The sequence below is a fragment of the Aquabacterium parvum genome, assembly GCF_001447195.1.
Classification (GTDB): domain Bacteria; phylum Pseudomonadota; class Gammaproteobacteria; order Burkholderiales; family Burkholderiaceae_C; genus Aquabacterium; species Aquabacterium parvum.
Window position 1 is genome coordinate 283,173 of the sequence record NZ_LFRI01000386.1, and the last position, 25,669, is coordinate 308,841.

The 25,669-nt window shown below is 68.0% G+C and carries 25 protein-coding genes; 11 read left to right on the forward strand and 14 right to left on the reverse strand.

The genetic code is table 11. From position 1 onward, the window contains the following. Window positions 1–42 precede the first annotated feature (42 nt). The 6 genes from ABG80_RS15410 to ABG80_RS15435 all read right to left on the reverse strand — a co-directional run bounded on the left by ABG80_RS15410 (window position 43) and on the right by ABG80_RS15435 (window position 7,178). Complete coding sequence (locus tag ABG80_RS15410) at window positions 43–1,770, reverse strand: bifunctional protein-serine/threonine kinase/phosphatase (RefSeq protein WP_058088497.1); 1,728 nt, start codon at window positions 1,768–1,770, stop codon at window positions 43–45. Continuing rightward, window positions 1,770–2,582 (reverse strand): formate/nitrite transporter family protein, encoded by an 813-nt coding sequence (locus tag ABG80_RS15415; RefSeq protein WP_058088498.1) that lies wholly within the window; start codon window positions 2,580–2,582, stop codon window positions 1,770–1,772. Before ABG80_RS15415 ends, ABG80_RS15410 begins: the two co-directional genes overlap by 1 nt. Before the next feature lie 132 nt (window positions 2,583–2,714). Further along, window positions 2,715–3,077 carry a nitrite reductase small subunit NirD gene (gene nirD, locus ABG80_RS15420; protein ID WP_200964327.1) on the reverse strand — a complete coding sequence of 121 codons (363 nt, stop codon included), beginning with the start codon at window positions 3,075–3,077 and terminating at the stop codon, window positions 2,715–2,717. A 20-nt stretch (window positions 3,078–3,097) separates the two neighbouring features. Next, entirely contained in the window at window positions 3,098–5,623 is a 2,526-nt protein-coding gene (gene nirB / locus ABG80_RS15425) for a nitrite reductase large subunit NirB (RefSeq protein ID WP_058088500.1), read from the reverse strand. Window positions 5,624–5,883: 260 nt separating this feature from the next. After that, the gene (locus tag ABG80_RS15430; protein ID WP_058088501.1) at window positions 5,884–6,129 is read right to left on the reverse strand and encodes a DUF3297 family protein; all 246 of its coding nucleotides are present in this window, start codon (window positions 6,127–6,129) and stop codon (window positions 5,884–5,886) included. Between the two features lie 98 nt (window positions 6,130–6,227). Then, window positions 6,228–7,178: a CPBP family intramembrane glutamic endopeptidase gene (locus ABG80_RS15435; RefSeq protein WP_058088502.1), complete on the reverse strand. Its 951-nt coding sequence runs from the start codon at window positions 7,176–7,178 to the stop codon at window positions 6,228–6,230. Window positions 7,179–7,240: 62 nt separating this feature from the next. On the opposite strand from ABG80_RS15435, the gene ABG80_RS15440 reads away from it, so the two are divergent. Then, window positions 7,241–7,867 carry a sigma-70 family RNA polymerase sigma factor gene (locus tag ABG80_RS15440; RefSeq protein ID WP_083506152.1) on the forward strand — a complete coding sequence of 209 codons (627 nt, stop codon included), beginning with the start codon at window positions 7,241–7,243 and terminating at the stop codon, window positions 7,865–7,867. Between the two features lie 193 nt (window positions 7,868–8,060). Here the strand turns inward: ABG80_RS15440 and ABG80_RS15445 are convergent, their stop codons facing one another. From ABG80_RS15445 to ABG80_RS15460, 4 genes are read right to left on the reverse strand one after another with little or no spacing between them, the layout of a single operon-like run. Then, a complete protein-coding gene (locus ABG80_RS15445; RefSeq protein ID WP_152987650.1) occupies window positions 8,061–9,170 on the reverse strand; it encodes an AAA family ATPase in 1,110 nt (369 codons plus the stop codon). Next, window positions 9,167–9,748: a nicotinamide riboside transporter PnuC gene (gene pnuC / locus ABG80_RS15450; protein WP_058088504.1), complete on the reverse strand. Its 582-nt coding sequence runs from the start codon at window positions 9,746–9,748 to the stop codon at window positions 9,167–9,169. The genes ABG80_RS15445 and pnuC overlap by 4 nt, the downstream gene beginning before the upstream one ends. Beyond that, window positions 9,735–11,141, reverse strand: coding sequence for an AMP-binding protein (locus ABG80_RS15455; protein ID WP_200964328.1), 1,407 nt, complete (start codon window positions 11,139–11,141; stop codon window positions 9,735–9,737). Before ABG80_RS15455 ends, pnuC begins: the two co-directional genes overlap by 14 nt. A 4-nt stretch (window positions 11,142–11,145) precedes the next feature. After that, window positions 11,146–12,147: a hypothetical protein gene (locus ABG80_RS15460; protein WP_058088505.1), complete on the reverse strand. Its 1,002-nt coding sequence runs from the start codon at window positions 12,145–12,147 to the stop codon at window positions 11,146–11,148. 231 nt (window positions 12,148–12,378) lie between these two features. Between ABG80_RS15460 and ABG80_RS15465 the strand changes: the two genes are divergently transcribed. The 4 genes from ABG80_RS15465 (at window position 12,379) to ABG80_RS15480 (ending at window position 16,080) form a co-directional block, all read left to right on the forward strand. Further along, entirely contained in the window at window positions 12,379–13,377 is a 999-nt protein-coding gene (locus ABG80_RS15465; RefSeq protein WP_152987651.1) for a hypothetical protein, read from the forward strand. Window positions 13,378–13,495: 118 nt separating this feature from the next. Continuing rightward, entirely contained in the window at window positions 13,496–14,842 is a 1,347-nt protein-coding gene (locus tag ABG80_RS15470) for a dicarboxylate/amino acid:cation symporter (RefSeq protein WP_407638764.1), read from the forward strand. Between the two features lie 100 nt (window positions 14,843–14,942). Continuing rightward, complete coding sequence (locus ABG80_RS15475; RefSeq protein WP_058088507.1) at window positions 14,943–15,347, forward strand: CidA/LrgA family protein; 405 nt, start codon at window positions 14,943–14,945, stop codon at window positions 15,345–15,347. A 4-nt stretch (window positions 15,348–15,351) separates the two neighbouring features. Next, window positions 15,352–16,080 carry an LrgB family protein gene (locus ABG80_RS15480; RefSeq protein ID WP_058088660.1) on the forward strand — a complete coding sequence of 243 codons (729 nt, stop codon included), beginning with the start codon at window positions 15,352–15,354 and terminating at the stop codon, window positions 16,078–16,080. A 20-nt stretch (window positions 16,081–16,100) separates the two neighbouring features. On the opposite strand, the gene ABG80_RS15485 is transcribed toward ABG80_RS15480, so the two are convergent. The 3 genes from ABG80_RS15485 to ABG80_RS15495 all read right to left on the reverse strand — a co-directional run bounded on the left by ABG80_RS15485 (window position 16,101) and on the right by ABG80_RS15495 (window position 18,122). Next, entirely contained in the window at window positions 16,101–16,370 is a 270-nt protein-coding gene (locus ABG80_RS15485) for a PAAR domain-containing protein (RefSeq protein ID WP_058088508.1), read from the reverse strand. 143 nt (window positions 16,371–16,513) lie between these two features. Beyond that, complete coding sequence (locus ABG80_RS15490; protein WP_058088509.1) at window positions 16,514–17,014, reverse strand: CreA family protein; 501 nt, start codon at window positions 17,012–17,014, stop codon at window positions 16,514–16,516. A gap of 31 nt (window positions 17,015–17,045) precedes the next feature. Next, entirely contained in the window at window positions 17,046–18,122 is a 1,077-nt protein-coding gene (locus ABG80_RS15495) for a zinc-binding metallopeptidase family protein (RefSeq protein WP_058088510.1), read from the reverse strand. A gap of 223 nt (window positions 18,123–18,345) precedes the next feature. On the opposite strand from ABG80_RS15495, the gene ABG80_RS15500 reads away from it, so the two are divergent. From ABG80_RS15500 to ABG80_RS15515, 4 genes are all read left to right on the forward strand, one after another. After that, entirely contained in the window at window positions 18,346–18,600 is a 255-nt protein-coding gene (locus ABG80_RS15500) for a SlyX family protein (protein ID WP_235513882.1), read from the forward strand. A 144-nt stretch (window positions 18,601–18,744) separates the two neighbouring features. Further along, the gene (locus ABG80_RS15505; RefSeq protein ID WP_235513883.1) at window positions 18,745–19,671 is read left to right on the forward strand and encodes an HD-GYP domain-containing protein; all 927 of its coding nucleotides are present in this window, start codon (window positions 18,745–18,747) and stop codon (window positions 19,669–19,671) included. A gap of 224 nt (window positions 19,672–19,895) precedes the next feature. After that, window positions 19,896–20,669 (forward strand): sterol desaturase family protein, encoded by a 774-nt coding sequence (locus ABG80_RS15510; protein WP_152987652.1) that lies wholly within the window; start codon window positions 19,896–19,898, stop codon window positions 20,667–20,669. Further along, window positions 20,666–22,234 carry a bifunctional aminoglycoside phosphotransferase/ATP-binding protein gene (locus ABG80_RS15515; RefSeq protein WP_058088513.1) on the forward strand — a complete coding sequence of 523 codons (1,569 nt, stop codon included), beginning with the start codon at window positions 20,666–20,668 and terminating at the stop codon, window positions 22,232–22,234. Before ABG80_RS15510 ends, ABG80_RS15515 begins: the two co-directional genes overlap by 4 nt. On the opposite strand, the gene ABG80_RS15520 is transcribed toward ABG80_RS15515, so the two are convergent. Then, the gene (locus tag ABG80_RS15520; RefSeq protein ID WP_058088514.1) at window positions 22,225–22,803 is read right to left on the reverse strand and encodes a TetR/AcrR family transcriptional regulator; all 579 of its coding nucleotides are present in this window, start codon (window positions 22,801–22,803) and stop codon (window positions 22,225–22,227) included. The genes ABG80_RS15515 and ABG80_RS15520 overlap by 10 nt on opposite strands. A 56-nt stretch (window positions 22,804–22,859) precedes the next feature. On the opposite strand from ABG80_RS15520, the gene ABG80_RS15525 reads away from it, so the two are divergent. Then, window positions 22,860–23,333: a (2Fe-2S)-binding protein gene (locus tag ABG80_RS15525; RefSeq protein ID WP_058088515.1), complete on the forward strand. Its 474-nt coding sequence runs from the start codon at window positions 22,860–22,862 to the stop codon at window positions 23,331–23,333. Continuing rightward, the gene (locus ABG80_RS15530; protein WP_058088516.1) at window positions 23,330–25,666 is read left to right on the forward strand and encodes a xanthine dehydrogenase family protein molybdopterin-binding subunit; all 2,337 of its coding nucleotides are present in this window, start codon (window positions 23,330–23,332) and stop codon (window positions 25,664–25,666) included. Before ABG80_RS15525 ends, ABG80_RS15530 begins: the two co-directional genes overlap by 4 nt. Window positions 25,667–25,669 lie beyond the last annotated feature (3 nt).

A 25,669-nucleotide genomic window follows, 5' to 3' on the forward strand; every position in this document is an offset into this window, starting at 1 on the left:
GCGAGGGGGGCGATGCGGAAGTTGGCATGGCAATGGGTGAGGTCAGCGTCCCGTCAGGCGCAGGCCCAGCAAAACCAGGCAGCCCACAGCGAGCAACAGGCTCAGGCCACGCCAGAAGGCCACCGGGTTGCGCTCGATGAGCGGCGTGCCCCGGTGGTGGTGAGCGGCGGAGCCGCGCGCTGTCAATTCGTGCATGAACTCCGAAAGCGCTTCGTGGCGCCGATGCGGATCAGGGTGCAGCGCCCTGCGCAGGACGATGTCCAGCCAGGCCGGCAGGTCAGGGCGGTGGTCGCGCAGCGGCACATAGCGCAGCTTCTTGACCTCGGCGGGCTCGCGCAGCCGGGCGACCTGCAAGCCGTAGGGCAACTGGCCGGTGAGCATCTGGTAGGTCAACACGGCCAGCGAGAACAGGTCGGAGGCTGCCGTGCCGCCGTGGCCCAGCATGTATTCGGGCGCGGTGTACTGGAGCGAGCCCAGCAGGGCATCGGCACGGGCGTGCTCGCTGCCTTCGGCCAGGCCGGCCACGTGCACCGAGGCGAAATCGATGATGCGCACCGTGCCAGTGCGGTCGATCATGATGTTCTCCGGGCGCAGGTCCTGGTGCAGCATCTCGCGGCGATGAAAGGCCTGCAGCCCTTTGGCGACCTGGTCGATCACCTGGCGCACGCTGTCGAGGTCGGGGTGCCGGTGGTCGTTCATCCACTGCGCCAGCGTCTGGCCTTCGATGTACTCCATGGCGACGAACAGATGCTGGCGCGGGCGGGGCAGGCCACAGGGTTTGAGCACGTGCGGGCTGTCGAGCCGGCGGGCCACCCATTCTTCAAGCAGGAAACGATCGAGGTAGTCGGGCTGCTCGCGCATGTCCACCGACGGGGTCTTGAGCGCGACGTGCTGGCCGCTGAGTTCGTCGATGGCCAGGTGCACGTGGCTGCGCGAGCTGGCATGCAGCGGACGCACGATGGTGTAGCCCTCGAAGCTCATGCGCGCCTGCAAGGGTGGCGGCAGCGTCAGCTCGGCGCGTTGCTGGTGCAGGGTGTGAACGGCCGCCTCGCCCAGCTCTTGCACGCGAACGATCTGCAGCGTCAGGTTGTCCGGGCTGCCCCGCTCAAAAGCCATGTCCGCGAGCGCGGAGGCCGCGGCGTCGAGGTCAGCAGGGTGCGCGGCCAGGGCCTGGTGCACGTCCGCAGCATCGATGAACTCGTGCACGCCGTCGGTGCTCAGCAGGTACACATCGCCGACGTTCAGCGTCCAGGTGCGGTGGTCGACTTCTACCGAGGGGCCCACACCCAGGGCGCGGCCCAGGTAGGTTTCCGAGGCGCTGACCTGCACGCGGTGGTCTTGCGTGAGCGGCTCCAGCGCCTTGGCGTGGAACTGGCACACGCGGGTGTCGCCCACGTGCAGCACGTGCCCCGCGTTGCCTTTGAGGATCAGGGCGCTGAAGGTGCAGACCTGCCCTCGGTCGCGGTCGAAGCGGGCATCGCTGCGCTGGTTCTGCGCATGCAGCCACGAGTTCGTGGCCTGCAGCACGCGCTGGCCCGACCGCTGCACGCTCCAGGCTTCCGTGGTGCAGAGGTAGTCGTCCAGGAAGCCCCGCACGGCCGCCGCGCTGGCGAGCTGGCTGACCGGGCTGCTGCCGATGCCGTCGGCGATGGCCAGCGCGATGCCCTTGTTGCTCAGCAAGGGCTCTTTCGGGATGGCCGCGCCGTGGAAATCCTGGTTGATTTCCTTGCGCCCGGCCCGCGTGTGCTGGCCGAGCGAGACCCGCAGCATCAGGCCGATGCGCGCTTGGGCGCGGTCTTGTAGTGGGTCGAGTAGAGCGTGGCGCCCACGAAGGTCAGGCCGCCCACGAGGTTGCCGAGCACGGTCGGGATCTCGTTCCAGATCAGGTAGTCCATGAAGGTGAAGTTGCCGCCCAGCATCAGGCCGGAGGGGAACAGGTACATGTTCACGATGGAGTGTTCGAAACCCATGTAGAAGAACATGAGGATGGGCATCCACATGGCGATGACCTTGCCGGAGACACTGGTGGACATCATGGCCGCCACCACGCCGGTGGAGACCATCCAGTTGCACATCACGGCGCGCACGAACAACGTGAGCATGCCGGCCGCGCCGTGTGCGGCGTAGCCCACCGTGCGGCCTTCGCCGATGTGGCCGATCTTCTGACCGATGGCGTTGGGCGCTTCGGAAAAGCCGTTGGTGAAGATGATGGCCATGAACACCGCCACCGTCATCGCACCGGCGAAGTTGCCGGTGAAGACCAGGCCCCAGTTGCGCAGCACGCCGGACCAGGTGGCGCCCGGGCGGCGGTCAAACACGGCCAGCGGGGCCAGGGTGAACACACCGGTCAGCAGGTCGAAGCCCAGCAGATAAAGCATGCAAAAGCCAGTCGGGAAGAGCAGGGCGCCGATGAGCGGGTTTCCGGTGTTCACCGAGACGGACACCGCGAAGGCCGCGGCCAGCGCCAGGATGGCGCCCGCCATGTACGAGCGGATGAGCGTGTCACGGGTGGACATCAGCAGTTTCGATTCGCCTGCGTCGACCATCTTGGTGACGAATTCGGCTGGTGCGAGGTAAGCCATGTGTGTGTTCCTGTTGTCAGCGGGGGAGTGGGCCTGCGCGCCTCTGTCGGGTCGTCGTCAGGCGAGCGGGGCGGTGGGCCGCCCTCTGCTTTCGCGGTCTGTCTCTTCGGTACGGTCTGGATCAGGGAGCGGTCAGCGCAGGCTGACCTGCACGAGGCCGCCCTCGGTGCGCACCGCGTGGGCGCTCACCGAAAGTTCGGGCTGCTCGATGCATTCGCCACTCTGCAGGTCGATGTGCTGCTTGTAGAGCGGCGAGGCCACGACGATGCGATCGCCCAGGCTGCCCACCAGCCCGCGCGAGAGCACGCTGGCGCCGGACTTGGGGTCGACGTTGTCGATGGCGAAGAAACGATCAGCGCCCACGCGGAAGACCGCGACGTGGCGGCCCTCGACCAGGGCGCAGACGCCGGTGTCGGGCAGGATGTCGTCGGTCGGGCAGACGTCGGTCCAAGTCGAAGTGGAAGCAGACATGGTGGGAGAGATGACAGCGTTCATGATGGTTCTCTGGCCTCGGCTCAGGCGGTCTCGGTCGTGGCGGCGTCGCGTTCTTCAGGGCGCGCCGGCCGGATCTGACCGCGTTCCTTGACGAAGACGATGCGCTCGTCCTTGGCTTCGCTGTTGACGAAGGAGCGGAAGCGCTTGCGCACCTCGGGGTTGGTCACCGCCGTCTTCCATTCGCACTGGTAGGTGCTCACCACGTGCTGCATCTGCGCTTCGAGCTCGGCGCCCAGGCCCAGCGAGTCGTCGATCAGCACGGACTTGAGGTAGTCCAGGCCGCCTTCGAGGTTGTCGCGCCAGGTGCTGGTGCGCTGCAGGCGGTCGGCCGTCTTGACGTAGAACATCAGGAAGCGGTCGATCATGGCGATCAGCTGCGGCTTGGTCAGGTCGGAGGCGATCAGCTCGGCGTGGCGGGGCTTCATGCCGCCGTTGCCGCACACGTAGAGGTTCCAGCCCTTTTCGGTGGCGATCACGCCCACGTCCTTGCCTTGGGCTTCGGCGCATTCACGCGTGCAGCCGGAGACACCGAACTTGATTTTGTGCGGCGCACGCAGGCCCTTGTAGCGGTTTTCCAGTTCCACCGCCAGGCCGACCGAATCATCCACACCGTAGCGGCACCAGGTCGAGCCCACGCAGGACTTCACCGTGCGCAGCGACTTGCCGTACGCGTGGCCCGACTCGAAGCCGGCGGCGATCAGCTCTTCCCAGATCAGGGGCAGCTGCTCCAGGCGGGCGCCGAACATGTCCACGCGCGCGCCACCGGTCACCTTGGTGTACAGGCCGTACTTCTTGGCGACCTGGCCGACGGCGATCAGGCCATCGGGCGTGACCTCGCCACCGGGCATGCGAGGCACGACCGAGTAGGTGCCGTCCTTCTGGATGTTGCCCAGAAAGTAGTCGTTGCTGTCTTGCAGCTTGGCCAGCTCGGGCTTGAGCACGAAGTCGTTCCAGACCGATGCGAGCACGCTGGCGGCGGTGGGCTTGCAGACGTCGCAGCCCAGGCCCTTGCCATGCTTGGCCAGCAGCTCGTCGAAGGTCTTGATCTGGCCGACGCGGATGAGGTGATACAGCTCCTGGCGCGAGTAGGCGAAGTGCTCGCAGAGGTGGTTGTTGACCTCCATCCCCTGCTTCTTCATCTCGAACTTCATCACCTGGGTGACGAGCGGAACGCAGCCACCGCAGGTGGCACCGGCCTTGGTGCAGGCCTTGAGCTTGGCGATGTCGGTGGCGCCGTCGCAAACGGCGGCACAGATCTGACCCTTGGTGACGCTGTTGCACGAGCAGATCTGGGCGCTGTCGGGCAGGGCTTCGACGCCCAGGCCGGGCTTGGCCTTGCCGTCGCTCGAAGGCAGGATCAGGAACTCGGGGTCGGCGGGCAGGGCGATGCCGTTGAGCGCCATCTGCAGCAGGGTGCCGTATTCATCGGCGTTGCCGACCAGCACGGCGCCCAGCAGCTTGGTGCCATCGGCGCTGACGACGATCTTCTTGTAGACCTGCTTGACCTCGTCCACGTACTGGAACGAGCGGCAGCCTGGGGTGCGGCCTTGAGCGTCGCCGATGGAGGCCACGTCCACGCCCATCAGCTTGAGCTTGGTGCTCATGTCGGCGCCGGTGAAGGCGGCTTGCGCGTCGCCCGCGATGTGCTTGGCGGCCACGCGGGCCATGTCGTAGCCGGGGGCCACGAGGCCGAAGGTCTGGTCGTGCCAGGCGGCGCATTCACCCACGGCGTAGATGTGGTGGTCGCTGGTGCGGCAGTGGTCGTCGATGGCGACGCCACCGCGCGCGCCGATGGCCAGCACGCTCTGGCGGCCGAGTTCGTCGCGCGGGCGGATGCCGGCCGAGAACACGATCATGTCGGTGTCGAGGTGGCTGCCGTCTTCGAAGACCATGCGGTGGCGGTGCTCGGCGCCGTCGACGATCTTGACGGTGCTGTGGCTGGTGTGCACGTGCACGCCCAGTTCTTCGATCTTCTTGCGCAGGATGCGGCCACCGCCGTCATCGACCTGCACGGCCATCAGGCGCGGGGCGAACTCGACGACGTGGGTGTCCAGGCCCATGTCGCGCAGGGCCTTGGCGCATTCCAGGCCGAGCAGGCCACCACCGACCACGACGCCGGACTTGGACTTGGCGCCCGAGGCCTTCATCTGGTCGAGGTCTTCGATGGTGCGGTAGACGAAGCAGTGTTCGCGGTCGCGGCCGGGGATGGGCGGCACGAACGGGTTCGAGCCGGTGGCCAGCACGAGTTTGTCGTAGACGATTTCTTCGCCGTCGACGGTGGTGACGGTGTTGGTGCGGCGCTCGATCTTGGCGGCGCGGGCGGCCAGGCGCAGGTCGAAGCCGGTGCGCTCGAAGAAGCCGGGCTCGACCACGGAGAGTTCTTCTGCCGTCGTGCCCGAGAAGTAGGCCGACAGGTGGACGCGGTCGTAGGCGGGGCGGGGCTCTTCGCAGAGCACGGTCACCTGGGCGCCAGTCAAGCCGGATTCGGCGAGGCTTTCCAGGAATTTGTGGCCGACCATGCCGTGGCCAACAACGACGATTTTCATGATTGCTCCAGAGAAGACGAGGACGTGCAGGTGGGGACCGGCGCAAAGCGCAGGTGCCGACTGAGTCCGCCGTCGTCAGCGGGAGTCGTGCATGACCGGGGCGACTTCACCACCGGGTCGGATGCGTCAGCTCATGCAAGGGCCGTGCCGGTCTGTTTTGGCAGGCGGAGCAGGTTCATGAACAGGCGTTTTGCACCATTGCGGTGCTTTTGCGGCCGTGCTGCCCCGGGTGTGAGGCAGCCAGGCACGCTGAAGGTGCATCAGCGGTAGAAGGCTTCGACCTTGCCCTTGAGCTTGATGCACATGGGGCGGCCCTTGCGGTCCAGCGTCTTGCCAGCGGGCACCTTGACCCAGCCTTCGCTGACGCAGTATTCCTCGACGTCGTTGCGCTCCTTGTCGTTGAAGCGGATGCCGATGTCATGCTGGAACACGGCAGCGACGTGGTGCGGGCTGCGCGGGTCGATCGAGAGGCGGTCGGGCAGTTCGGGGCGTTCGGTCTGGCTCATGGTGTTCGGCGCCGGGCAGGGCGTGGTGAGGGCAAGGCGGCGCCCGAGGGCGCCTGCGCGAAGGGCGACAGTGTACCGAGCCGCAGGCGTGGTGGGGCTCAGCCCGGGCCAGCGGGGTAGCTGAAGGCCAGCAGGTGCACCGCGTTGACGCTGAAATGGGTCAACACCGCGGCTTCGATGCGGCCGGTGCGAGCGAAAACCCAGCCGCTGCCCAGGCCGACGATCGTGGCCAGGGCGGCCATCTTCGGCCCGCCCGCCAGGTGGACCAGGCCAAACAGCGTGGCGGGCAGTGCCACGGCGCACCAGCGGCCACCCCAGCCGCTCGGCGACAACCGTTTCATCAAGGCGGCCTGCAGCAGCCCCCTGAAAAATGCCTCTTCGGCCAGGCAGGTGACCAGCAGGTTGAGGAGCAGGAAAAGTGGCAGCGCCATGGCATGGCCGGGCACGCGGGGCCAGCGCCACGCTGGCTCGGTCAGGCCCCAGGCCCAGCCCAGTCCCAGCGTCAGAGCCGGGGTCAGGCTGGCGATCGACAAGGTGGTGAGCGAGGGGCCCCCACGCCAAACCAGCGGTCGCCCACGCGGTACCACCGTCACCAGCAGCATCAATCCCGCATTGGCTTTGTCGAAGGATGCCGTCAGTGCAAAGGCCGGATCACCCGGCCGCCATCGGACGCCGTCGAGCACCAGCGGGTTGTGAAAGCCTGGCACGGCGTGCAGCGCCAGGGCCAGCGCGAAGGCCCCAACGGCCCAGGGCATCCAGCGCGGCGCAGCGCCCTCAGGCCCGTGCATCGCGGTGTGCGCCCCCCAGCAGGACAGGCCGATGCAGGCGGCCACGGCGGTCACGCCCAAGGCATCCAGCAAACCGCTGCACCCGCCCAGGATCGCGGCAGCCACCCAGCACAGCGCCCAGGTGGGCAGGCCGATGCGGCCCCACCAACTTGGCAGAGCCGGGCTCGGCGCAAGGTGGCCCAGCGCATCGGGCCTGGGTGCTTGAAACCACCAGGCCAGACCGGCAAGTCCGAGCGCGATGAAGGGCAGTGAGGGTGGCATGGGGGGCGATTGTGGGGCCCGATCAAGAAGCCTGGTGCGGCAGTTCGTGGTTGAATCCGCGCATGGCACAGCCCCCCTCCCAGCGTCGCAGCGATCCCGTGGCCGCCCATGTGGCGGACAACGTGGCCGACAACGTGGCTGATTGGGCCCGTCGGTGGCGCACGCCCATGCTGCGCTTCGCACAACTCCACATCCAGCCCAAGGAAGACGCCGAGGACGCCGTGCAGGAGGCCCTGGCTGCTGCGCTGGCGGCTTCGGCCGATGCGCCCCCGGTGCTCGATCCTCGCAGCTACCTGTTCGGCATCCTCAAGCACAAGATCACCGATCGGCTGCGCCAGCGTTATCGGCGTGAGCAGCCCGTCAGCGAGTTGGTGTCGAGCGACCTGGACGAGGCCCTGTTCGACGACAAGGGGCACTGGCACCCTGGGGTCGAGCCCTCGCTGTGGCAGTCCCCCGAAGGCATGCTGGCGTCGGACCAGTTCTTCGCGGTGGTCGACGCCTGCGTGCACAAGTTGCCCAGCAAGCCGGCGCGTGTTTTCAGCATGAAAGAGCTGCTCGAGTGCGAGGCCGATGAAATCTGCGCCACGCTGGGCATGAGCAAGACCGACTACTGGCAGTGCATGAGCCGTGCGCGCAAGCAGCTGCAGGTGTGCCTGACGCAGAACTGGTTCGACGGGGGCGAGCGATGATCAGTTGTCGCCGTTTCACGGACCTGGTGGCATCAGGAGAGCTGGACGATTCGGGTTGGCTCACGCGCCTGCAGGCCGGGCAGCACCGCTTGGCCTGCAGGCGATGCCGGGCTTTCGAGCGCAACGACCGCGCGCTCGACGACATCCTCTCGGCGCACCGAGATCGGCTGATGCGCCCCGATGACCCACCGGATCAGGACGGTTCTGGCGGGTCTGGCGGGTCTGGCGGCTCTGCCGGGTCGCCGGGCTGAACACCACGCTGGCTCAGTTCTGCCAGGGCAGCCTGAACCTGTGCCACCCGCTGAGCCAGGGGTCCGCCCACCCGCAGCACGGGCTCGCTTCGTTCGAGCAGTTGCGCTTCGTACCAGGCGTGTTGCTCGCGCTGGAAGTCGGCACCGCGTCGCGTGCCGTCCTGCACGAAGCCGAAGTCGGGCTCGCACAGCACGATCAGGTCGTAGCGGCGCATGGCCGCCTGGGTCAGCTCGGGCGGCTGCTGCTGGAACATCCAGCCCGCATAGCCCCATGTTGTCAACGGTGAGGTGTCGCACACCAGCCAGCGGTGTGCCTGGGACAGCCGAGCTTCTTCGTGTGCGACCTGGGTATGGGCGATGTCAACGAGGTCTTGCAGCGTGAGTTGGCCACCGCAGGCCAGCCAACGATCGCGACCGTGCTCTGGCACCCACACCGTGCCTTCGGCGTGGGCCAGCGCCTCGGCCAGGGTGGTCTTGCCGCTGGACTCGCCACCCAGCAGGACCACGCGCTGCACGAAGTCGCGGTAGACGTCGGCGTGCAGCCATGTGCGGTGGGCGTGGACGTCCTGGCGCAATGTGCGCGCGCTGATGGGGTGGCGCGCCCGATGGGGGTCGACGCTCACCGGCGTGACGGGCTGAGCCCAGGTGCGTGCCAGCCGTTCGCACGTGGGCCCGAGGTAGGGCTCGCTGGCGAACATGGCGTCAGGGCGCAGGCCGATGGGGCCGTCGAGCAGCCAGGCCAACCAGTCCTGTTGGGCCTCGTCGCTGGCGAGGTTGTCGGGCATGGGGCGCCAGGGCAGTCCGCGCTCGGCGCAGCGCGCTCGCACCCAGTCGTCATCGATCTGGAGGTTGATGACGCCCGGAAAGCGCCGCTGCACCCAGGCCTCGCGGCGCGCGCGTTCGCAACCCGGGAAGCTGGGTTGGCTGTAGCCGAGCACGAGCACCTGCTCGCAGGCCTGCTGCGCCCGGCCGATGACGTGCTCATGGCCCAGGTGCAGGGGCGAGAACTTGCCGACCACGAGGCCCAGTCGGTGGCTTGCCGAGGTGTTCATGAGCTTGGCCTGCGCCACACCCACCAGCCATGCCAGGCGTTGAGCCACAGCAAGGCGTAGAACACGGCGGTGATGTGCAGCCCTCGGCTCAGGTAGAGCGGCACCGAGAGGGTGTTGACCAGGATCCAGCAGGGCCATGTTTCGCGCCGGCCCTGCATGAGCAGCCATTGCGCGATCACGCTGGTGGCCAGCACGGCCGAGTCCCAGAAGGGCGCGTAGGCCTGGGTCCAGTGCGCCAGCAGCGCACCGTAGGCGATCGTCACGCCCAGGCCCAGCACCAGCAGCATCAGCCAATGACTCAGGTCCAGCCGAGGTGTGGCGTGCGGGGCGTGCGCGGCGCTGGCATGCGCCTGCCTGAGCCAGGCTCGCCAGCCCCAAAGACCCGTGCCGATGAAAAATAGCTGCAGCGTGGCGTCAGCGTAGAGCTGGGTGTCGTGGAACAGCCGCATGTACAAGGCGCTGCCCACGATGCCCACGGGCCAGGTGGCGATGTGCCGCCTGGCGGCCAGCACCACGCACAGCGCGGTCGTCAGCGTGGCCGACCATTCCAGCAGGGCGAGCGAGTCAGGCCAGGACATGGGGCGGCTTCAGGTCGCTGGTGTACTGGCGGACTTTGTCATCAGCCTCGAGGGCTTCGATGCGCAAAGGCAGCTCGCCCAGCAGCTCCCACAGGATCTGCCGGATGGTGGCGTGCACCGCGGCGATGTCGGGGGCACCGCTTTGCAGTCTCAGCACCAGCGATCGGTCGCTGTGCTGGTGCAGGGCGTGGCGCTGCAGGTCGAGGTGGCGCAGGCGCTGGCTCAACTCCACGTTGTTGACCCAGCTCCCGTCGGCATGCTGAAAGCTGACCGGTGGGCGACCCTGCAGGTCGCGCAGGGCCGGGCCCAGGGGCGTCCACACCAGCCGCGCGTGGTCGCCGGTTCGGTAGCGCAGCAGCGGCAGGCAGGGGTTGATGCCGCCGGTGAGCGTGACCTCGCCGCGCTCGCCTGTTGGCACCGGTCGGCCTTCGTCGTCGAGCACCTCCAAGTGCAGGCCAGGTTGCAGCAACACGAAGGCATCGACCTCGGGCACGTGTGCCGCGATGGGCCCGGCTTCGTTCATGGAGTACAGGTCGACGACGGGGCAGCCGAAGTGCGCGGACAGGCGGGACCGCAGGCCCTCGCTCATCGCCATCGACGTCGACAGCATCGCTCGGGGGCGATGCCGCAGCGCCAGGGTCGCCAACTCGCTGAGCGAGACCGGGTCGCCCGAGATGAGCTCGGGGGCCATGGCATCGAGGTAGGCGGCTCGGTCGGCGGGTTGGCGCCATTCACCGGGGTGGAGGTTCACCTTCGCCAGGCCGCATTCGCCCCGCATGGGGTTGACCGACACATAGGTGAAACAGCGTTGCTGAAACCCGACCAGCACGATGCCGACGTCGCCGCGACCGGCCTGCGTGCGAACACCGTGCAGACGCAGCGCCCGCTCGTGCAGGACGGCGTAGGCGGCCGCAGCCAGCGGGCTCGACGGCACCCGCAAAGGGTGGCCGGTGGTGCCGCTGGTGCTGAAACACAGCAGGGGCGAGTCGGCGCCGGGCCGCTGCACATGCCGACGCGAGACATGTCGGATCAGGTGGCTCGACAGGTCGGCGCGGCAGGTGGTGCGGACCTGGTGCCAGCCGCGTGACAGGGTGCGCCAATCGGGCCAGTCGGCCACGTTGTGCCGGTTGGCCAGCAGCCAGGGCCAGACCCAGGCAGGGGGCGTGCCGCTGGACACCGGGGCATGCAGCAGCCACGGCTGTCGGCAAAGGGCCTGCCAACGCAGGCTGGCGCCGAGTCGGTGACCGCTCATGTCTCGGAAGCAAGGGGCCGCTGGGTGCTCGCGAAGCCGCCGCAGCATGGCCTGCCCGTGAGCGCTCAAGCCAGGCAGCCGGCGCGGCAAGGTCAGGGCCTGCCAGTCAGCCGAGGTCGAGGACGGGACCGGCGCGTGCACGGGCTCACTCGCGGGTGTACTTGTCGGCGCCTTCCTGGGCCTCGGGGCTGTCCAGGTGCGCCTCCAGGGCGTGTTGACGGGCGCGGGCTTCTCGGCGCAAGCGGCGCTTGCGGGCGAGAGGGGTCTCGTGCGGTTCGGGCTCGGTGGCGTCTTCCGCTGCGCCCAGGATGTCGGCCAAGGCCGCTGCGGCCGCTTGAGCCTCTTCTGAGGCCAGCTCGTCTTCGTGGGCCTTGAGTTCGCGCGTGGCTTCTTGCTGTCGGTCGAAGCGGGCGATCGCATCCAGGCGTTGCAGCCACACGAACCAAACGGGCAGGCCGATGGCCAGCGAGCCCAGCAGCCACCAGCCCAGCGGCGCGACCTCGGGCATGACCGTGTTCAGCCCGAGGTGGGTCAGCGCGCTGACACAGACCAGCCAGAGCGGGCCAGCGACGTAGATCGCGTTCTCGCGCATCTGAAACGGCAGCGCCACGAAGCCGATGGCGAACACCCACACCGGGGCGTCGAAGCTGTTCGCGACCACCAGGGCGCCCACCTGGTGCAACAAGGCCAGCGCGAAGGAGGCGCTGCCCAGCCAGGCCAGCCAGCTCGCGGGGCGCGGCATGACCGGGTGATTGGCCAGCGTGAAAAGGCTCAGGCTTGCGATGACCGACAGTGGCAGCGCCACCGTGCTCGACTGCATCGACTGGCTCAAGCTGCTCAGCCACCAGCATGCCTCCTGCACGATCGGGGCACTGGCTTGCCAGCGATCGGCCGCGATCGGCGCCAGCCAGACGGTCAGCAGCAGCACCAGCGCGCCGATGACCTGCATGCGGCGTTCGGGGGCACGGTCGGGGTCGGCGGACACGCCACCCAGCCATGCCGCACCTGCTGCGATCAGGGGCACAGCCGCGTGCCAGCCCCGCCACCAGCTTTGGCTCAGCTCGGGCTGCCAGGGCACCATCACAGCGATGCCCAGCGCCATCAGGTAGCAGGTCAGGGAGAGCCAGGGAATGCGCGAGACGGACATGGGAAGCCTTGCAGAGCGGACCGGCACTATAGGGCGCACAAGCGGTGCGCAGCCGCGCGCAAGGCCCCACCGCGCAGCACGCTCCCCGACTCTGGTGTCACCAGATGTATCGGCTCGAAGCCCGCAGCAGCGGTGAAGGACAATGCGCGCCTCACAAATCAACAAGCAAGCAGGGAAGTTCAGGCGCCTCGGGTGAGGCGCCTCGATGCGGCGTCCCTGCTCGGTGTCGCCATGCAAGAGCCTGCCAAGACCGTCGTTTCTCCTGTTCGCAAGCACGTGGTGCGAGCATTCGCCGTTGTGGGCTTGCTGTTCTTCGTGCTCATTGGCTGGTTCGCGTTCGACAGCTGGCGCGAGCGGCAAGCCCCGATCCCCGAGGCCGAAACCATCGAATCGATCATGGGCGCGACCTACGGTCGCTACGACGAAGAGCAAAAGGGCTGGCTGTACGTGGGCAACGACAAGCGCAGCTACGTGGTGCGCGTGGTGCACCAGGTCCAGTTGCAGGACAAACGGCCGGGTGATGGCCTTTACTTCGTGGCCAGTGGCACGCCGCTGGATGGGCAGCCAGGGCACCTGTATGGCGTCTTCCAGGTCACACGCAATGCCCAGACCGGTGAGCTGGAGCAGGTGGCGTTGTCCGAGCGCTCTGACTGGGGTGTGCCGCTCACGCCGGAGCGCGTGCGCTTCGAAGCTTTGAGCGACGTGGTGTGGGGCTGGGTCCTCAAGCAGCAGAGCGAGCAGGAAGCCCCCGACATCACCGTGAACGTCACCAACGTGGTGCTGGCCCCGCGCGATGCCGCCATCGTCGAGCTGGCGCGCTTTCGTGCTGCCGCGACGACCAAGCCCAGCGTGAGCTGCGCGCAGGCGGATGAGCGCTACGCGAAGTGGCAAGCCCGCATGGAGAAGGAAGTCATGGAGGCCGAAGAGGCTGCCGAGGAGGCTGCGTCGGCGGCCTCTTCGGCCAGCGGTGCCGCCTCGTCGCAAGAAGAGCCGCAAGAAGAGCCGGAAGACGCCGAGACGGTGCCCGACGCCGAGCCGCCTGCCCGCTGCGATGCAGCCACCTGGACCTACCGCACCGACCCGATCCGCGAGGGAGGGGCCTTCACTCCCTTGCATGTTCGCCAAAGCGGCATGCTCGATGGGCAGCCCCTGCCTGAAAAGAGCTGGAAGATCGTCTTCGACCCGAAGGCGTTTGTGTACCTGGTGCCCGACGAGCTGAAGCGGCATTGACGGAGGGCACGCAGATCGGGGGGCTCGCGGTCAGGGCCATGTGGCGTCCCACAGTTTATTTCTGACCTGCGCTCGATAACCTTCGTTTCATGTTTTCCGGCCTCCCAACATGAAACGCATCGCCTCCAGCCTCTACTTCTGGGTCGTGCTCGCCATCGTCGCTGGCGCCTGCATCGGCATCGTCAACCCGCAGCTCGGCGTGCAGCTCAAGCCGCTGGGCGATGGCTTCATCTCGCTGGTCAAGATGCTGATCGCACCGATCATCTTCTGCACCGTGGTGCTGGGCATCGCCAATGGCAGCGACATGAAACAGGTCGGCCGCGTGGGCGTCAAGGCCTTCACCTACTTCGAGGTGGTCTCGACCCTGGCGCTGGGCATCGGCCTGCTGGTGGCCAATGTGCTCAAGCCGGGTGCCGGCTTCAATGCCGACCCGCACACGCTTGACGGCAAGGCCGTGGCCGCTTTCGCCAAGAAGGCCGGTGAACAGAGCACGGTGGACTTCATCCTGCACATCATCCCCAAGACCTTCACCGACGCCTTCACCGGCTCGGGTGACCTGCTGCAGGTGCTGCTCTTGGCGCTGCTGTTCGGCTATGCCATGCAGCGCATGGGCGGTCGCAGCAAGGCGGTGCACACCTTCATCGAAGAGTGCTCGCACATCTTCTTCGCGATGATGAACGTGATCATGAAGCTCGCCCCGATTGGCGCGGGTGGCGCCATGGCCTTCACGCTGGGCAAGTACGGTGTCGATTCGCTCAAGCCGCTGATGTTCCTGATGGCCAGCTTCTACCTGTGCTGCCTGCTGTTCGTGGTCGGCGTGCTGGGCACCATCGCGGCGCTCACCGGCTTCAACATCTTCAAGCTGATCGCCTACCTCAAGGAAGAGCTGCTGACCGTGCTGGGCACCTCGTCATCCGAGTCGGCGCTGGTGCCGCTGATGCACAAGCTCGAGCGCCTCGGGTGCGCCAAGCCGGTGGTGGGCCTGGTCGTGCCATCGGGCTATTCCTTCAACCTGGACGGCACCAACATCTACCTGACCATGGCGGCGTTGTTCGTGGCCCAGGCCTTGAACATCGAGCTCACGCTGATGCAGCAGCTCTCGCTCTTGGCCGTTGCCATGCTGACCTCCAAGGGGGCCTCGGGTGTGACGGGTGCCGGCTTCATCACCCTGGCTGCCACGCTGGCCGTGGTGCCCGAGGTGCCGGTGGCCGGCCTGGCCCTGATCCTGGGCGTGGACCGGTTCATGTCCGAAGCCCGCGCGCTGACGAACTTCATCGGCAACAGCGTGGCCACCATCGTCGTCGCCCGCTGGGAAGGCCAACTTGACCGCGAGGCCCTGGACCGGGAACTCAGCGGTGGCAGCCTGGCGGGGGCGGTGGCATCGGTTGCGTTGGCCCAGAGCGGCGGCCACCACGCTGAACACACGGTTGAGCCCGCTGCTTCGGTGGGGCGCTCGCAAGCTTGATCGCAGGGCGGGGTGGACAGGGTGCCCCCCGCTGTTCACCTCAAGGGGACGTCGTCGGCGACAATCCAGTCCCGATGAAGTCCTCTTTCGCTTTCCCATCATGATCCAGGGCCTGGTGCTGCTGGTGGCCGGCCAGCTGGTCGGCGAGGCCGTGGTCACGGTGACCGGCCTGCCCGTGCCATCTGCCGTGGTCGGCATGGTGCTTGTTCTGGCCGCGTTGCTGGCGCGCAAAGGGCAGATGCCCGAGGTCAAGCGCGCCGGGCACACGCTGCTGATGCTGGTGCCGCTGTTTTTGGTGCCGGTGAGCGTGGGCATCATGGCGCAGTTCGATGCTTTGCGTGCCGACGCCTGGCCCCTGACCGCCGCGCTGTGCGTGAGCATCGTGCTGGGCATGGCGGCCACCGGGCTGGCCGTGCGCTGGTTCAGCCGATTCGATGGGGCCGAAGCACCGGTCGGTGCAGCGGATTCAATGCAGCAAGGTGATCGAGGGGGCGCTCATGAGTGAGCCCATGCTGGCTCCCGCCCTGGCGGCCCAGGCCACCCATGCCGTCCTCGCCCACCCGATTTTCCCCCTGGGCCTGACGCTGTCGGCTTACGCGGCGGGCACCTGGCTGCACCGCCGCGCCGGGCAGTCGCCCTTTTTTCACCCGCTGATCCTGGCCGTGGCCATCGTCATCGTGGCGCTCAAGGCCATCGGCATGCCCTACGCCACTTACTTCGAGGGCACGCGCTTTCTGCACTGGATGCTGGGGCCGGCCATCGTGGCGCTGGCCATCCCGCTGTACGGCGAACTCACTCAACTCAAGGCGCGCTGGCGCAGCACGCTGGCGGCGCTGCTGGTGGGCAGCGTCGTGGCCACGGGTTCGGCCGTGCTGGTGGCCTGGGCTTTGGGCGGCAGCCAGGGTCTGCTGCTGGCCTTGAGCACCAAGTCGGTCACCACCGCGCTGGCCACCGTGCTGGCGCACGAGATTGGTTCCAACCCGGCCATCGCGGCGACCATCGTGTTGGTCACCGGCCTGTTGGGCGCCGTGGTCGGGCCGTGGCTGTTTGCGCGCCTGCGGCCGGGTGACGATGCGGCCCTGGGCACCGCCCTGGGCACCTGCGCACACGCCATCGGCACCTCGCGGGCCATCCAGCTCAGCGAGGCCTGCGGCGCTTTCGCTGCCCTGTCGATGGGGCTCAACGGGCTGCTCACCGCCCTGGTGTTGCCTGCGTTGATGAAGTGGCTCCAGGGTTGAGCGCTGCGCGCAGCGTGTGATCAGACCGTCGAGCTGACGGCCTGCCCTGAGATCAACGTCGCCCCACACGCGCACTTGTCGCCATGGCGTGCAGCCGGCTGGCCGTCGATGATCATCGTCGGGTCACCCGAGACGATGACGGTGGTGCCGCCATGGCCCTTTTTCGGGCACGTGACCTGGTCGCCGACGCGGGCGATGCGCTTGCCGTGGGTGTCGGTGGTTTGCGAGGAGCCGATGACGACGCCGCCGTGGTCGGTGCGGTCGCCGATGACGATGAAGGGCCGGGACATGGGGTCGGGTGCTCTCTGGGTGATTCGTGTGGCGCGCGGGTGCGTTGCCCGTGCAGGCGCGACTTTAAGCGGGCAGGGGCCCCAGCCTCGTCCCCCCATCCGGGGCAAATTGTTACTGTTTGCGGGGTGGGCCCCGCAGCGGTTCAGTCTTTGGGCATGGGCACGCCCGGCGCCGGCACCACCGAGATGCTGTTGTCCGGCGAGCCTTCGATGAGGCGGTCGGAGTAGCTCAGGTAGACCAGGGTCTGGCGCTCGGGGTCGAGCATGCGCACGATGCGCAGGCGCTTGAAGACCAGCGAGGTGCGCTCGGTGAAGACCTCTTCTTGCCGGGGCAGCTTGCCTTTGACGCTGATCGGTCCCGTCTGGCGGCAGGCGATGGACGCCTCGGAGCGGTCTTCGGCCAGGCCGAGCGCGCCTTTGACGCCCCCGGTCTTGGCTCGCGAGACGTAGCAGGTCACGCCCTGCACCTTGGGGTCGTCGTGCGCGTCCACCACGATCTTGTGGTCCGGGCCGATCAGCTTGAAGACGGTGTCGACCTCGCCGATCGAGTCGGCGTGGGCCTGGTTGGCGAGCAGGCAGACGATGGCGAGGGCCCCCGCCAGGGTGCGACCTGGCAGGAGGCGTCGAGCGGTGTGGTTTGGCATGTCGTGACTTCCTGGTTGCGAGCACATGGGCTCAAGGCTGGTGGGGTGTGGACCGTGCAGCCACGCCATGGACAAAACACAGCTTGTCCAGCACGGTCTCGCTCAGCACAAAGGGGTAGGCGTCGCCATGTCCCAGGCTGCGACCCAGGCTGTTGAGGCATTGCGACAGCGGCAGCCAGGCGTCGATGAGGACCTGGCGGAAGGCCTGCGGATCATCGGGCAAACCGGCGGGTACGCGCGAGGCCAGGGACATGGCAGGCGTGGGAGGGGAGGGCGTGGCGTGGCCGTAAGCCGAGCCGCTGCCCTGGCCGAGGGCCAGACCCCAATGCGCCGCCGTGTCCATGGCATCGACGATGTGCAGCCAGTGCGCCCAGGTCTCGGCCCAATCCTCCCAGGGGTGGGCCGATGCGTAGGCGCTCACCCAATGTGCTGTCCAACCGGCAGGCGGGCCCTGTTCGTGGTGCCTGGCCAGGCTCTGGCCATAGTCGCTTCGCTCGTCGCCAAACAGGGCGCGAAAACCCGCCAGGTGCGGGCCGTTGGCCACCAGCCGATCCCAGTAATGGTGTCCGACCTCGTGACGCAGGTGCCCGGTGAGCGTGCGGTAGGGCTCGCCCATTTGCGCTCGCACCGCTTCGCGCACGGCGTCATCGGCCTCGGCGAGGTTGAGCGTGATGCGGCCGTGCAGGTGCCCTGTCATCACCGGCTGCTCACCGGCCATGTCGGCTTTGAACTCGAAGGTCAGGGCACCCGGGGTGCCGGGCTCGTCAAGGGGCAGGCCCCAGCTCAGCAGCGTGTGGAACAGCCGCCGCTTGGCCGCTTCAAGCTTCATCCAGAGCCGAAGTTGCTCGGGGTCTCCCAGGTCAGGGACCACGGCCGTGTGCTGACAGCTCAGGCACAAGCCCTGGTCGGCGCCCTCGGGCTGCAGCCAGTTGCACGCCGCCAGGCCCGCCAGCTCGGTGGCCGCGTGGGTGCATGCCCGCCACCCTGAACCGACGAGCTGCATCTCGCCTGTTTGCGGGCTGTAGCCGATGGCTTGTCCGCAGTTTTCGCAACGGTTGTTCTCGAAGAAGACCGTTTGCTGGCAGTGGGGGCAGGAAAACGTCTTCAATGTGACGCCTCGGTTAGTCAGATGAGCCTGATCTTATTGCGATGCGAAATGCCGTCAATGACATGGGCGCCTTGGTTCACAAAACCTCACAACATGACGCGTGCAGATGCCGAGTGACGTTGTTGGCGCCCTGGGTATTTGCTTGCTGCTGCGTGGTGTTTGGGTCGCCTGGGGCGTTGTCGCCGGTCGCTTGCGAGCCCGGGTTTTGGGGTCCAATCGGGTCATGCCCCGAGCCCCTGACATGCCCTCTGCCGCCTCCATCCCCTCGCTGAACGAGCAGGTCGATCAACGCCTGACCGAGCTGGAGATCAAGGCCGCCTTCACCGAAGACCTGGTGGAAGAACTCAACCGCACCATCGTGCGCCAGCAACAGCAGATCGACTTGCTGGTGCGCGAGCTGCTGCAGTTGCGTGACCAGGCCGATTCGGCACAGCCTGGCTTTCGCAGCCTGCGGGACGAGCTCCCGCCGCACTATTGAATTGCGCCGGCTTGGACCCCTTGTTGAGCCCCTGACCCGGCTCAAGTTTCACATCGCGCTTGTCGATAGCCCGTCACGGGCGTAGGCTGTGGGTTCACCAGCCTGTCGCGGCTTTTTTGTGCACAAGGAGGGTTCATGGGCATGATGGCGTTTTTCACCCGTCGGGATCCGGCGGCGTGGGCCATGCGCCCGGAAACGCAGCGCGAGGCCATCGTTGGCAGCCTGCTGGCCTGGGCCTGGGCCGTCGAAGCCCGTGACCCCTGGACAGGCGGCCACCTCTGGCGCGTGGCCCGCTACACCGAGTTGCTGGCCGACCGCGCCGGCATGGCGCCCCAGGAGCGCGCGCAGGTGGCGCTGGCCGCTTTCGTGCACGACCTGGGCAAGCTTGCTGTGCCGGACGCCCTGTTGCGCCAGCGCGAACCCCTGAGCGAAGCCGATCACGCCGTCATGCGCACCCATCCCGAAATGGGCGCGCGCCTGCTGGCCGGTCACCCCTATGGCCCCTTGGTGCACGACATCGTGTTGCTGCACCACGAAACCCCCGATGGCCAGGGCTACCCCCGCGGGCTGAGCGGTCCGACCATCCCCACCGGGGCGCGCATCGTGGGCCTGTGTGACGCGTTCGACGCCATGACCACCCGCCGAGCCTGGCGCGACGCCATGAGCGTGGACGAGGCCCTGTCGGCCATCGAGGTGCAACTCGGTCGCCAGTTCGATGACTTCCTGGGCCGGCATTTCCTGGCCCTGGCCCGTGAAGGCGCCCTGCAGGGCATCATCGGGCACAGCGACGAAGGCATGCCGCTTCAGCACTGCGCCACCTGTGGCCCGACCATGGTGCAAAGGCGCGAGCACCGCATCGGCGAGCACCTGCATTGCCCGGTCTGCGGTGCCCGGCATCGACTGGTGGCGGCTGCAGGCGCTGTCGCCGGACCACGTGCGTTGATCGCCGAGCCCACCGGTGCCTTTGGCTCGCCCATGGACATGCTGCCGCAACCGGATCACGCGCTCATCCGCCGGTTCGTGCAGGACACGGTCGGCCTGGCCGTGCAAGCGGGCTACGCGCCTGCCTGAGGCCTGTTCCCAGATGGTGGCAAGCGCTGTGACACACTGCGCCGTTCGCGGGCTGCTGTGCGGGGCCCCGTCACCCTCGGCCGAACCCACATGACCGCTTTCGATCGATTCCTCCTCTTCGGGGTCGTCCCCCTCGTCGCCCTCATCACCGTGCTGGAAGGCTGGTGGCTGTCCCGACGCGCCCGCACCGGGGCCGGCGAGGCCTACGACTGGGGCGCCCCGGCATGTCGGTGCTCGACCTGGTCACGCGCCTGCTGGTCAACCTTTACGTGCCTTTTGCCTTGTCCACCCCGGTGACCAACTGGGCGCGCGAGCACCGCCTGGCCGACCTGCAGCTCGATGGCTGGCAGGCCTTCCTGCTGCTCTTTTTCGGGCTGGAGTTTTGCTACTACTGGTTCCACCGCGCCTCGCACCGCATGCGATGGTTCTGGGTCAACCACTCCATTCACCACTCGCCCAACCAGCTCAACCTGGCGGCGGCCGTTCGCATCGGCATCTTCGGCAAGGTCACGGGCACTTTCGTGTTCTTCGTGCCGCTGGTGTGGCTGGGCTTTGACGCCAAGCTGGTGGGCCTGGCGCTGACGGTGAACCTGCTGTATCAGTTCTGGATCCACGCCACCTGGTTGCCCAGGCTGGGCTGGCTGGAGGGCATCCTCAACACGCCTTCTGCACACCGGGTGCACCACGCTTGCAACCCGCAGTACATCGACGCCAATTACGGCGGCGTGCTGCTGATCTTCGACCGCCTGTTCGGCACCTACGTGCCCGAGCGAGACGACGTCAAACTGCGCTACGGCCTGGTCAAGCCCATCCTGAGCAACAACCCGTTGAAGGTGTGGTTCACCGGCTGGCTCGACCTGCTGCGTGACCTGGCCTCGGCGCGCAGCCTGCGCGAGGCGATGGGCTACGTCGTGATGCCGCCTGGCTGGCGTCCCGGCCTGCCTGTGCCCCGCGCCGATCGCGCCGACCGCGATGCGGTGGAGGTGTCCCAGCCGTGAGCGTGACCGTGCCGGACGCCCAGCGTCGACTCGTTGACCGCCTGCATGAGCGGCTGCTGGAGCAGGCGCATGGCCATGGCGTGGCGCGCATCGAGACGCACCTGAGCTGGGTGCTGGTCACGCCCACCGAGGCTTTCAAGGTCAAGAAGGCGGTGGACCTGGGTTTTGTGGACCAGCGGGGTCGCGAGGCGCGTCGCCAGGCTTGCGAAAACGAGGTGCGCCTCAACCGACGCACAGCGCCTTCGCTGTACCTCGGGGTGCGCGGCATCGATGCCACGGGGCAGTGGGTGCTGCCCGACGATCGCCAAGCTGTGGACCACGCCGTGCACATGCGTCGCTTCGACCCGGCGGCCACGCTCGATCACCTGTTGTTGCCCGGTCAGGGCCTGGATGCGGGTGTGGCCGAAGGTTGCATCGACCAACTCATCGACCAGGTCGTGGCCATGCACGCGCAGGCCCGCCACGTCACGCACGGTGGCTTGCCCGATGATTTGCGCCGCGCCACCCACGAGTCTGCGGAGACCTGGCGCTCGGTGTGCGCCAGCCCCGAACAATGGGGCCGCGTGGACAGCGTGCTGCACGACATCGCGCAGCGCGAGCAGGCGCTCGACGCCTTGCTGCGCCAGCGTCGCACCGACGGCTTCGTGCGCGAGTGCCATGGTGACCTGCACCTGGGCAACGTCTGCGTGTTCGAAGGCCGCGTCACGGTGTTCGATGCCATCGACTTCTGCGAGCCCCTGCGCACGCTGGACGTGATGAACGACCTGGCCTTCCTGATGATGGACCTGCTGGTGCGCGGGCAGCCGCAACTGGCCTGGCGTGCCTTGTCGCGCTACCTCGATGCCACGGGTGACCACGCGGGCATCCCGCTGCTGGCGTCGGCCATGGCCTGGCGCGCGCTGGTGCGCTTCAAGGTGGAGCGGCTCAAGGGCGATCCGCAGGCCGATGCCTGGGCCGAGCGTTACCTGTCCGGGGCGCTGCGCCTGCTGGCGCCGCGCCAGCCGGTGCTGGTCGCCATGCAGGGGGTCTCGGGCAGTGGCAAGTCGGCGATCTCGCAGCGCCTGCTGGCCTGGCTGGGCGCGATCCGCTTGCGCTCCGATGTCGAACGCCACCGCCTGGCTCGGCCTGGCGAGCCCGCCGATTACGCCCCGCATGCACGAGACGAGGTCTACGACACCCTGTTCGACCGGGCCGAGGGACTGTTGAGGGCCGGGCAGCGCGTGGTGCTGGACGCCACCTTCCTGCGCGCCGATCAGCGCCAGCGTGTGCAGGAGCTGGCCGAGCGCCTGCAGGTGCCCTGGGCCTGGGTGCAGTGCGAAGCCCCGGTCGAAGTGATGCTGGCCCGCCTGGCTGCCAGGCAGGGCGATGCCTCCGAGGCCGATGGCAGGGTGCTCTTGCACCAACTGGCCCACACCCTCGAGCCCTTCGAGGAGTCGCAGCAAGCCCGCCTCATGCACGTGAGCACGACATTGCCGTTGACGCACTGGGAGGCCCCCGCTTCGTGGTTGCCTCTGTGGTGCCTGTTGGGGCTGCCTCCGTTCAACGTGGAGCAGGCTCAGGGCTGAGTGCTTGAGGGCAGCAGGCCGGCAACCAGCCCGGCCACCGTCAGGTCCAGCATGACGTCCAGGGTGTGGCCTGGGTCGCGGCCATCGAGCAGGTTGAGCCGATCGAGTTCGACCAGCCCATGCAGCCCCGCCCACAGGGCCATGCCGACGTCTTGTGGATCGTGGGCCAAGGGCAGGGCGCCAGACAGCTCCAGCACGAAGGCCCAGATGGCGTCGTGGCTGGGCGAGGTGTGTTCGCCGCAGCGCACCTCGGCCATCTTGACCTGGTAGAGCGCGGGCCGCGAGCGGGCGAAGTCCAGGTAGGCGCGGGCCAGTGCGCGCAGCGCGAGCAGCGGGGGCTGGCCTTCGCTGGCTTGGCGCAAGGCGGCCAGCAAGATGCTGCTGCCGGCCTCGGCCAGCGCCGCCACCAGCTCGGCTTTACCGGGGTAGTAACGGTACAGCGCGTTGGGTGCCACCTGCAACTCGGCGGCCACGGCGCGCATCGACAGGGCCTGCGAGCCCTCGCGCTCGAGCACGCCCAGGGCCACCTCCAGGATGGCTTCTTGGCTGAGCTTGCGGGGGTAGGACATGCGGGCGAATGTACCCGGGTTGACGGATGCGTTGTGCAAAGTGTACGCTGTCCACCATGATTCAGTTCCAGCTCAATGGCCGCCCCGTGCAGGCCGACGTCGAACCCGACATGCCCCTGCTGTGGGTGCTGCGCGATGAACTCGGCCACACCGGCACGAAGTTCGGCTGCGGGGTGGGCGCCTGTGGCGCTTGCACGGTGCACCTGCAGGGCGCGGCCATCCGCTCGTGCGTGATACCGGTGGTGGCGGTGGCCGGCCAGTCGGTGCAGACCATCGAGGCCGAAGGCGATGCGGTGCTGGAGCGCCTGCAGGCGGCCTGGGTCCAGCACCAGGTGCCGCAATGTGGCTACTGCCAAAGCGGCATGCTGATGGCCGCAGCCTCGCTGCTGCGCCAGAACCCGCACCCGAGCGATGTCGACATCGACGCGGCCATGACCAACCTGTGCCGCTGCGGCACCTACGTGCGCGTTCGTGCCGCCATCCACACGGCGGCCGAGACGCCCGCTCCGCCGAAGACGGAGATCGCATGAAGCCGCGTGTTGACGCCAGCCGCCGCCGCTTCCTGCTCGCGGGTGCCGCGCTGGGCGGCGGCCTGCTGGTCGGCTGCAGTGCCCCCACGCCCGAAGACCGCCTGGGCAGCCCCGATGTGCTGCCCGTGCGCGAAGGCCACGTCGCCCTCAATGGCTGGGTGCGCATCGCCACCGATGGCACCGTGACGGTGGCCGTGCCGCGCGCCGAGATGGGGCAGGGCGTGTTCACCGCTTTGCCCCTGCTGCTGGCCGAAGAGCTCGATGCCGACTGGGACGACGTGCGTTCCGAGCCCGCCCCGGTCGACCGCATCTACGCCAACCAGGCCATGATGCTCAACGCCTTGCCCTTCGGTGTCGAAGAAGAAGGCTGGATGGTGCGCGCCGGGTCGGCCGCGCTCGAGCGCCTGGGCAGCGTGCTGTCGCTGCAGGCCACCGGCGGCTCCAGCAGCATCCGCGACGCCTGGGGCCCACTGCGCGTGGCCGGTGCCACCGCACGCGCCATGCTCGTGCAGGTCGCTGCCAAGCGCTGGCAGGTCGACGCCAGCACTTGTCGCACCGAGGCGGGCCGCGTCATCCACCCCGATGGTCAGCGCAAGCTGGGCTATGGCGAACTGGCCGCAGACGCCGCCGTGCTCGCCCCGCCCGAGCGCGTCCGCTTGAAGGACCCCAAGCAGTTCCGACTGATCGGCCGCGCTGCGCCTCGCCAGGACATCCCCGCCAAGGTCAATGGCTCGGCCGTGTTCGGCGTCGATGTGCGCGTGCCCGGCATGGTCTACGCCGCCTTGATCCAGGCGCCGGTCTTCGGCGCCGATGTCGTGTCCTTCGATGGCAGCGAGGCCCTCAAGCAGCGCGGCATCCTGCAGGTGGTCCGCATCCCGCACGCGGTGGCGGTGATCGCCGACAACTGGTGGCGTGCCAAGCAAGCACGCGAGAGGGTCAAGGTGCAGTGGACGGCCACGCCCCACGACGCCTACACCTCGCAGGACCTGGCTCGCGCGGCCGACGAAGCGCTGCGCGATGGTTTCGGCATGCCGTATGTCATGCGTGGTGATGCCGAAGGGCGCATCGAGCAGGCGCGACACAGCGGGGCAGGGCGAGCGCAGGATGGCACTCCGGCAAAGGGCGCCGGACCTCGCGTGCTCGAAGCGCGGTATCACGCGCCGCACCTGGCTCACGCTGCACTGGAGCCGATCAACTGCACGGCCCGCGTGCACGAGGGCCGTGTCGAGCTGTGGGTGTCGACCCAGGTGGCTTCGCTGGCGCGCTGGCGGGCGGCCCAGGTGGCCGGTGTCGACACCGAGCAGGTCACGCTGCACCTGGCGCTGGTGGGCGGTGGCTTCGGTCGTCGCCTGGAGGTCGACATGGTCGAGCAAGCGGTGCAACTGGCCATGCAGACGCAAGGCAAGCCCGTCAAGATGGTATGGACGCGCGAGGAAGACACCCAGCACGACTTCTACCGACCCGCGGCCTGGGCCGATTTCCGGGCTGCGCTCGACGAGCAGGGGCGCGTCATCGCCTGGCACAACCGGGTCGCGGCCCAGCCGCCCACCAACATGGCCACGGTGCGCCTGTTGCCCTGGGCGTCGAGCAAGCTGCCAGACAAGAGTCAGATCGAAGGTGCCTTTGATGTGCCCTATGCCATCGAGCACATGAAGGTGCAGCAGCTGCAGCTGGAGTCGCCCGTGCCCGTGGGCTTCTGGCGCAGCGTGGGGCACTCGTACAACGCCTTTTTCACCGAATGTTTTGCCGACGAACTGGCGCACGCCGAAGGCGCCGACCCGTTGGCCTGGCGGCGCGCGCGTCTGGGCTCTCAACCCCGTCACCGCGCGGTGCTCGACGAGGTCGCGCGTCGCTCGGGATGGGGCACGCCTTTGCCCGCCGGGCGCGCCCGGGGCATCGCCTTGCAAGGCAGCTTCGGCTCCATTTGCGCGCAGGTGGTCGAGGCCTCGCTCGAGGGCGGCGAGGTGCGCGTGCACCGCGTCACCTGCGTCATCGATTGCGGCGTGGTGGTGCACCCCGACACGGTGGTGGCGCAGATGCAAGGCAGTGTCGCGTTCGCGCTGACGGCGGCTTCGCATGGCGAAATCACCGTGGCGCAAGGGCGGGTGCAACAAAGCAGCTTCCCTGACCAGCCACTGCTGCCCATGGCGCGCATGCCGCGGGTCGATGTGCACCTGATGCCCAGCGCTCACCCACCCGGTGGCGTGGGCGAGCCGGGCGTCCCGCCGCTGGCGCCTGCCCTGGCCAACGCGCTGTTTGCCCTGACCGGCGAGCGACTGCGCAGCTTGCCTTTGCGCCCCCAAGCCAGGGGCGACGTCACGGCGGTGTCCTGAGTC

Coding starts and splice junctions, on each gene's coding strand:
- ABG80_RS15410 (WP_058088497.1), bottom strand. CDS start 1,770: ATGCTGCGGGTCTCGCTCGGCCAGCACACGCGGGCCGGGCGCAAGGAA.
- ABG80_RS15415 (WP_058088498.1), bottom strand. CDS start 2,582: ATGGCTTACCTCGCACCAGCCGAATTCGTCACCAAGATGGTCGACGCA.
- nirD (WP_200964327.1), bottom strand. CDS start 3,077: ATGAACGCTGTCATCTCTCCCACCATGTCTGCTTCCACTTCGACTTGG.
- nirB (WP_058088500.1), bottom strand. CDS start 5,623: ATGAAAATCGTCGTTGTTGGCCACGGCATGGTCGGCCACAAATTCCTG.
- ABG80_RS15430 (WP_058088501.1), bottom strand. CDS start 6,129: ATGAGCCAGACCGAACGCCCCGAACTGCCCGACCGCCTCTCGATCGAC.
- ABG80_RS15435 (WP_058088502.1), bottom strand. CDS start 7,178: ATGCCACCCTCACTGCCCTTCATCGCGCTCGGACTTGCCGGTCTGGCC.
- ABG80_RS15440 (WP_083506152.1), top strand. CDS start 7,241: ATGGCACAGCCCCCCTCCCAGCGTCGCAGCGATCCCGTGGCCGCCCAT.
- ABG80_RS15445 (WP_152987650.1), bottom strand. CDS start 9,170: ATGAACACCTCGGCAAGCCACCGACTGGGCCTCGTGGTCGGCAAGTTC.
- pnuC (WP_058088504.1), bottom strand. CDS start 9,748: ATGTCCTGGCCTGACTCGCTCGCCCTGCTGGAATGGTCGGCCACGCTG.
- ABG80_RS15460 (WP_058088505.1), bottom strand. CDS start 12,147: ATGTCCGTCTCGCGCATTCCCTGGCTCTCCCTGACCTGCTACCTGATG.
- ABG80_RS15465 (WP_152987651.1), top strand. CDS start 12,379: ATGCAAGAGCCTGCCAAGACCGTCGTTTCTCCTGTTCGCAAGCACGTG.
- ABG80_RS15475 (WP_058088507.1), top strand. CDS start 14,943: ATGATCCAGGGCCTGGTGCTGCTGGTGGCCGGCCAGCTGGTCGGCGAG.
- ABG80_RS15480 (WP_058088660.1), top strand. CDS start 15,352: ATGCTGGCTCCCGCCCTGGCGGCCCAGGCCACCCATGCCGTCCTCGCC.
- ABG80_RS15485 (WP_058088508.1), bottom strand. CDS start 16,370: ATGTCCCGGCCCTTCATCGTCATCGGCGACCGCACCGACCACGGCGGC.
- ABG80_RS15490 (WP_058088509.1), bottom strand. CDS start 17,014: ATGCCAAACCACACCGCTCGACGCCTCCTGCCAGGTCGCACCCTGGCG.
- ABG80_RS15500 (WP_235513882.1), top strand. CDS start 18,346: ATGCCCCGAGCCCCTGACATGCCCTCTGCCGCCTCCATCCCCTCGCTG.
- ABG80_RS15505 (WP_235513883.1), top strand. CDS start 18,745: ATGGCGTTTTTCACCCGTCGGGATCCGGCGGCGTGGGCCATGCGCCCG.
- ABG80_RS15510 (WP_152987652.1), top strand. CDS start 19,896: ATGTCGGTGCTCGACCTGGTCACGCGCCTGCTGGTCAACCTTTACGTG.
- ABG80_RS15520 (WP_058088514.1), bottom strand. CDS start 22,803: ATGTCCTACCCCCGCAAGCTCAGCCAAGAAGCCATCCTGGAGGTGGCC.
- ABG80_RS15525 (WP_058088515.1), top strand. CDS start 22,860: ATGATTCAGTTCCAGCTCAATGGCCGCCCCGTGCAGGCCGACGTCGAA.
- ABG80_RS15530 (WP_058088516.1), top strand. CDS start 23,330: ATGAAGCCGCGTGTTGACGCCAGCCGCCGCCGCTTCCTGCTCGCGGGT.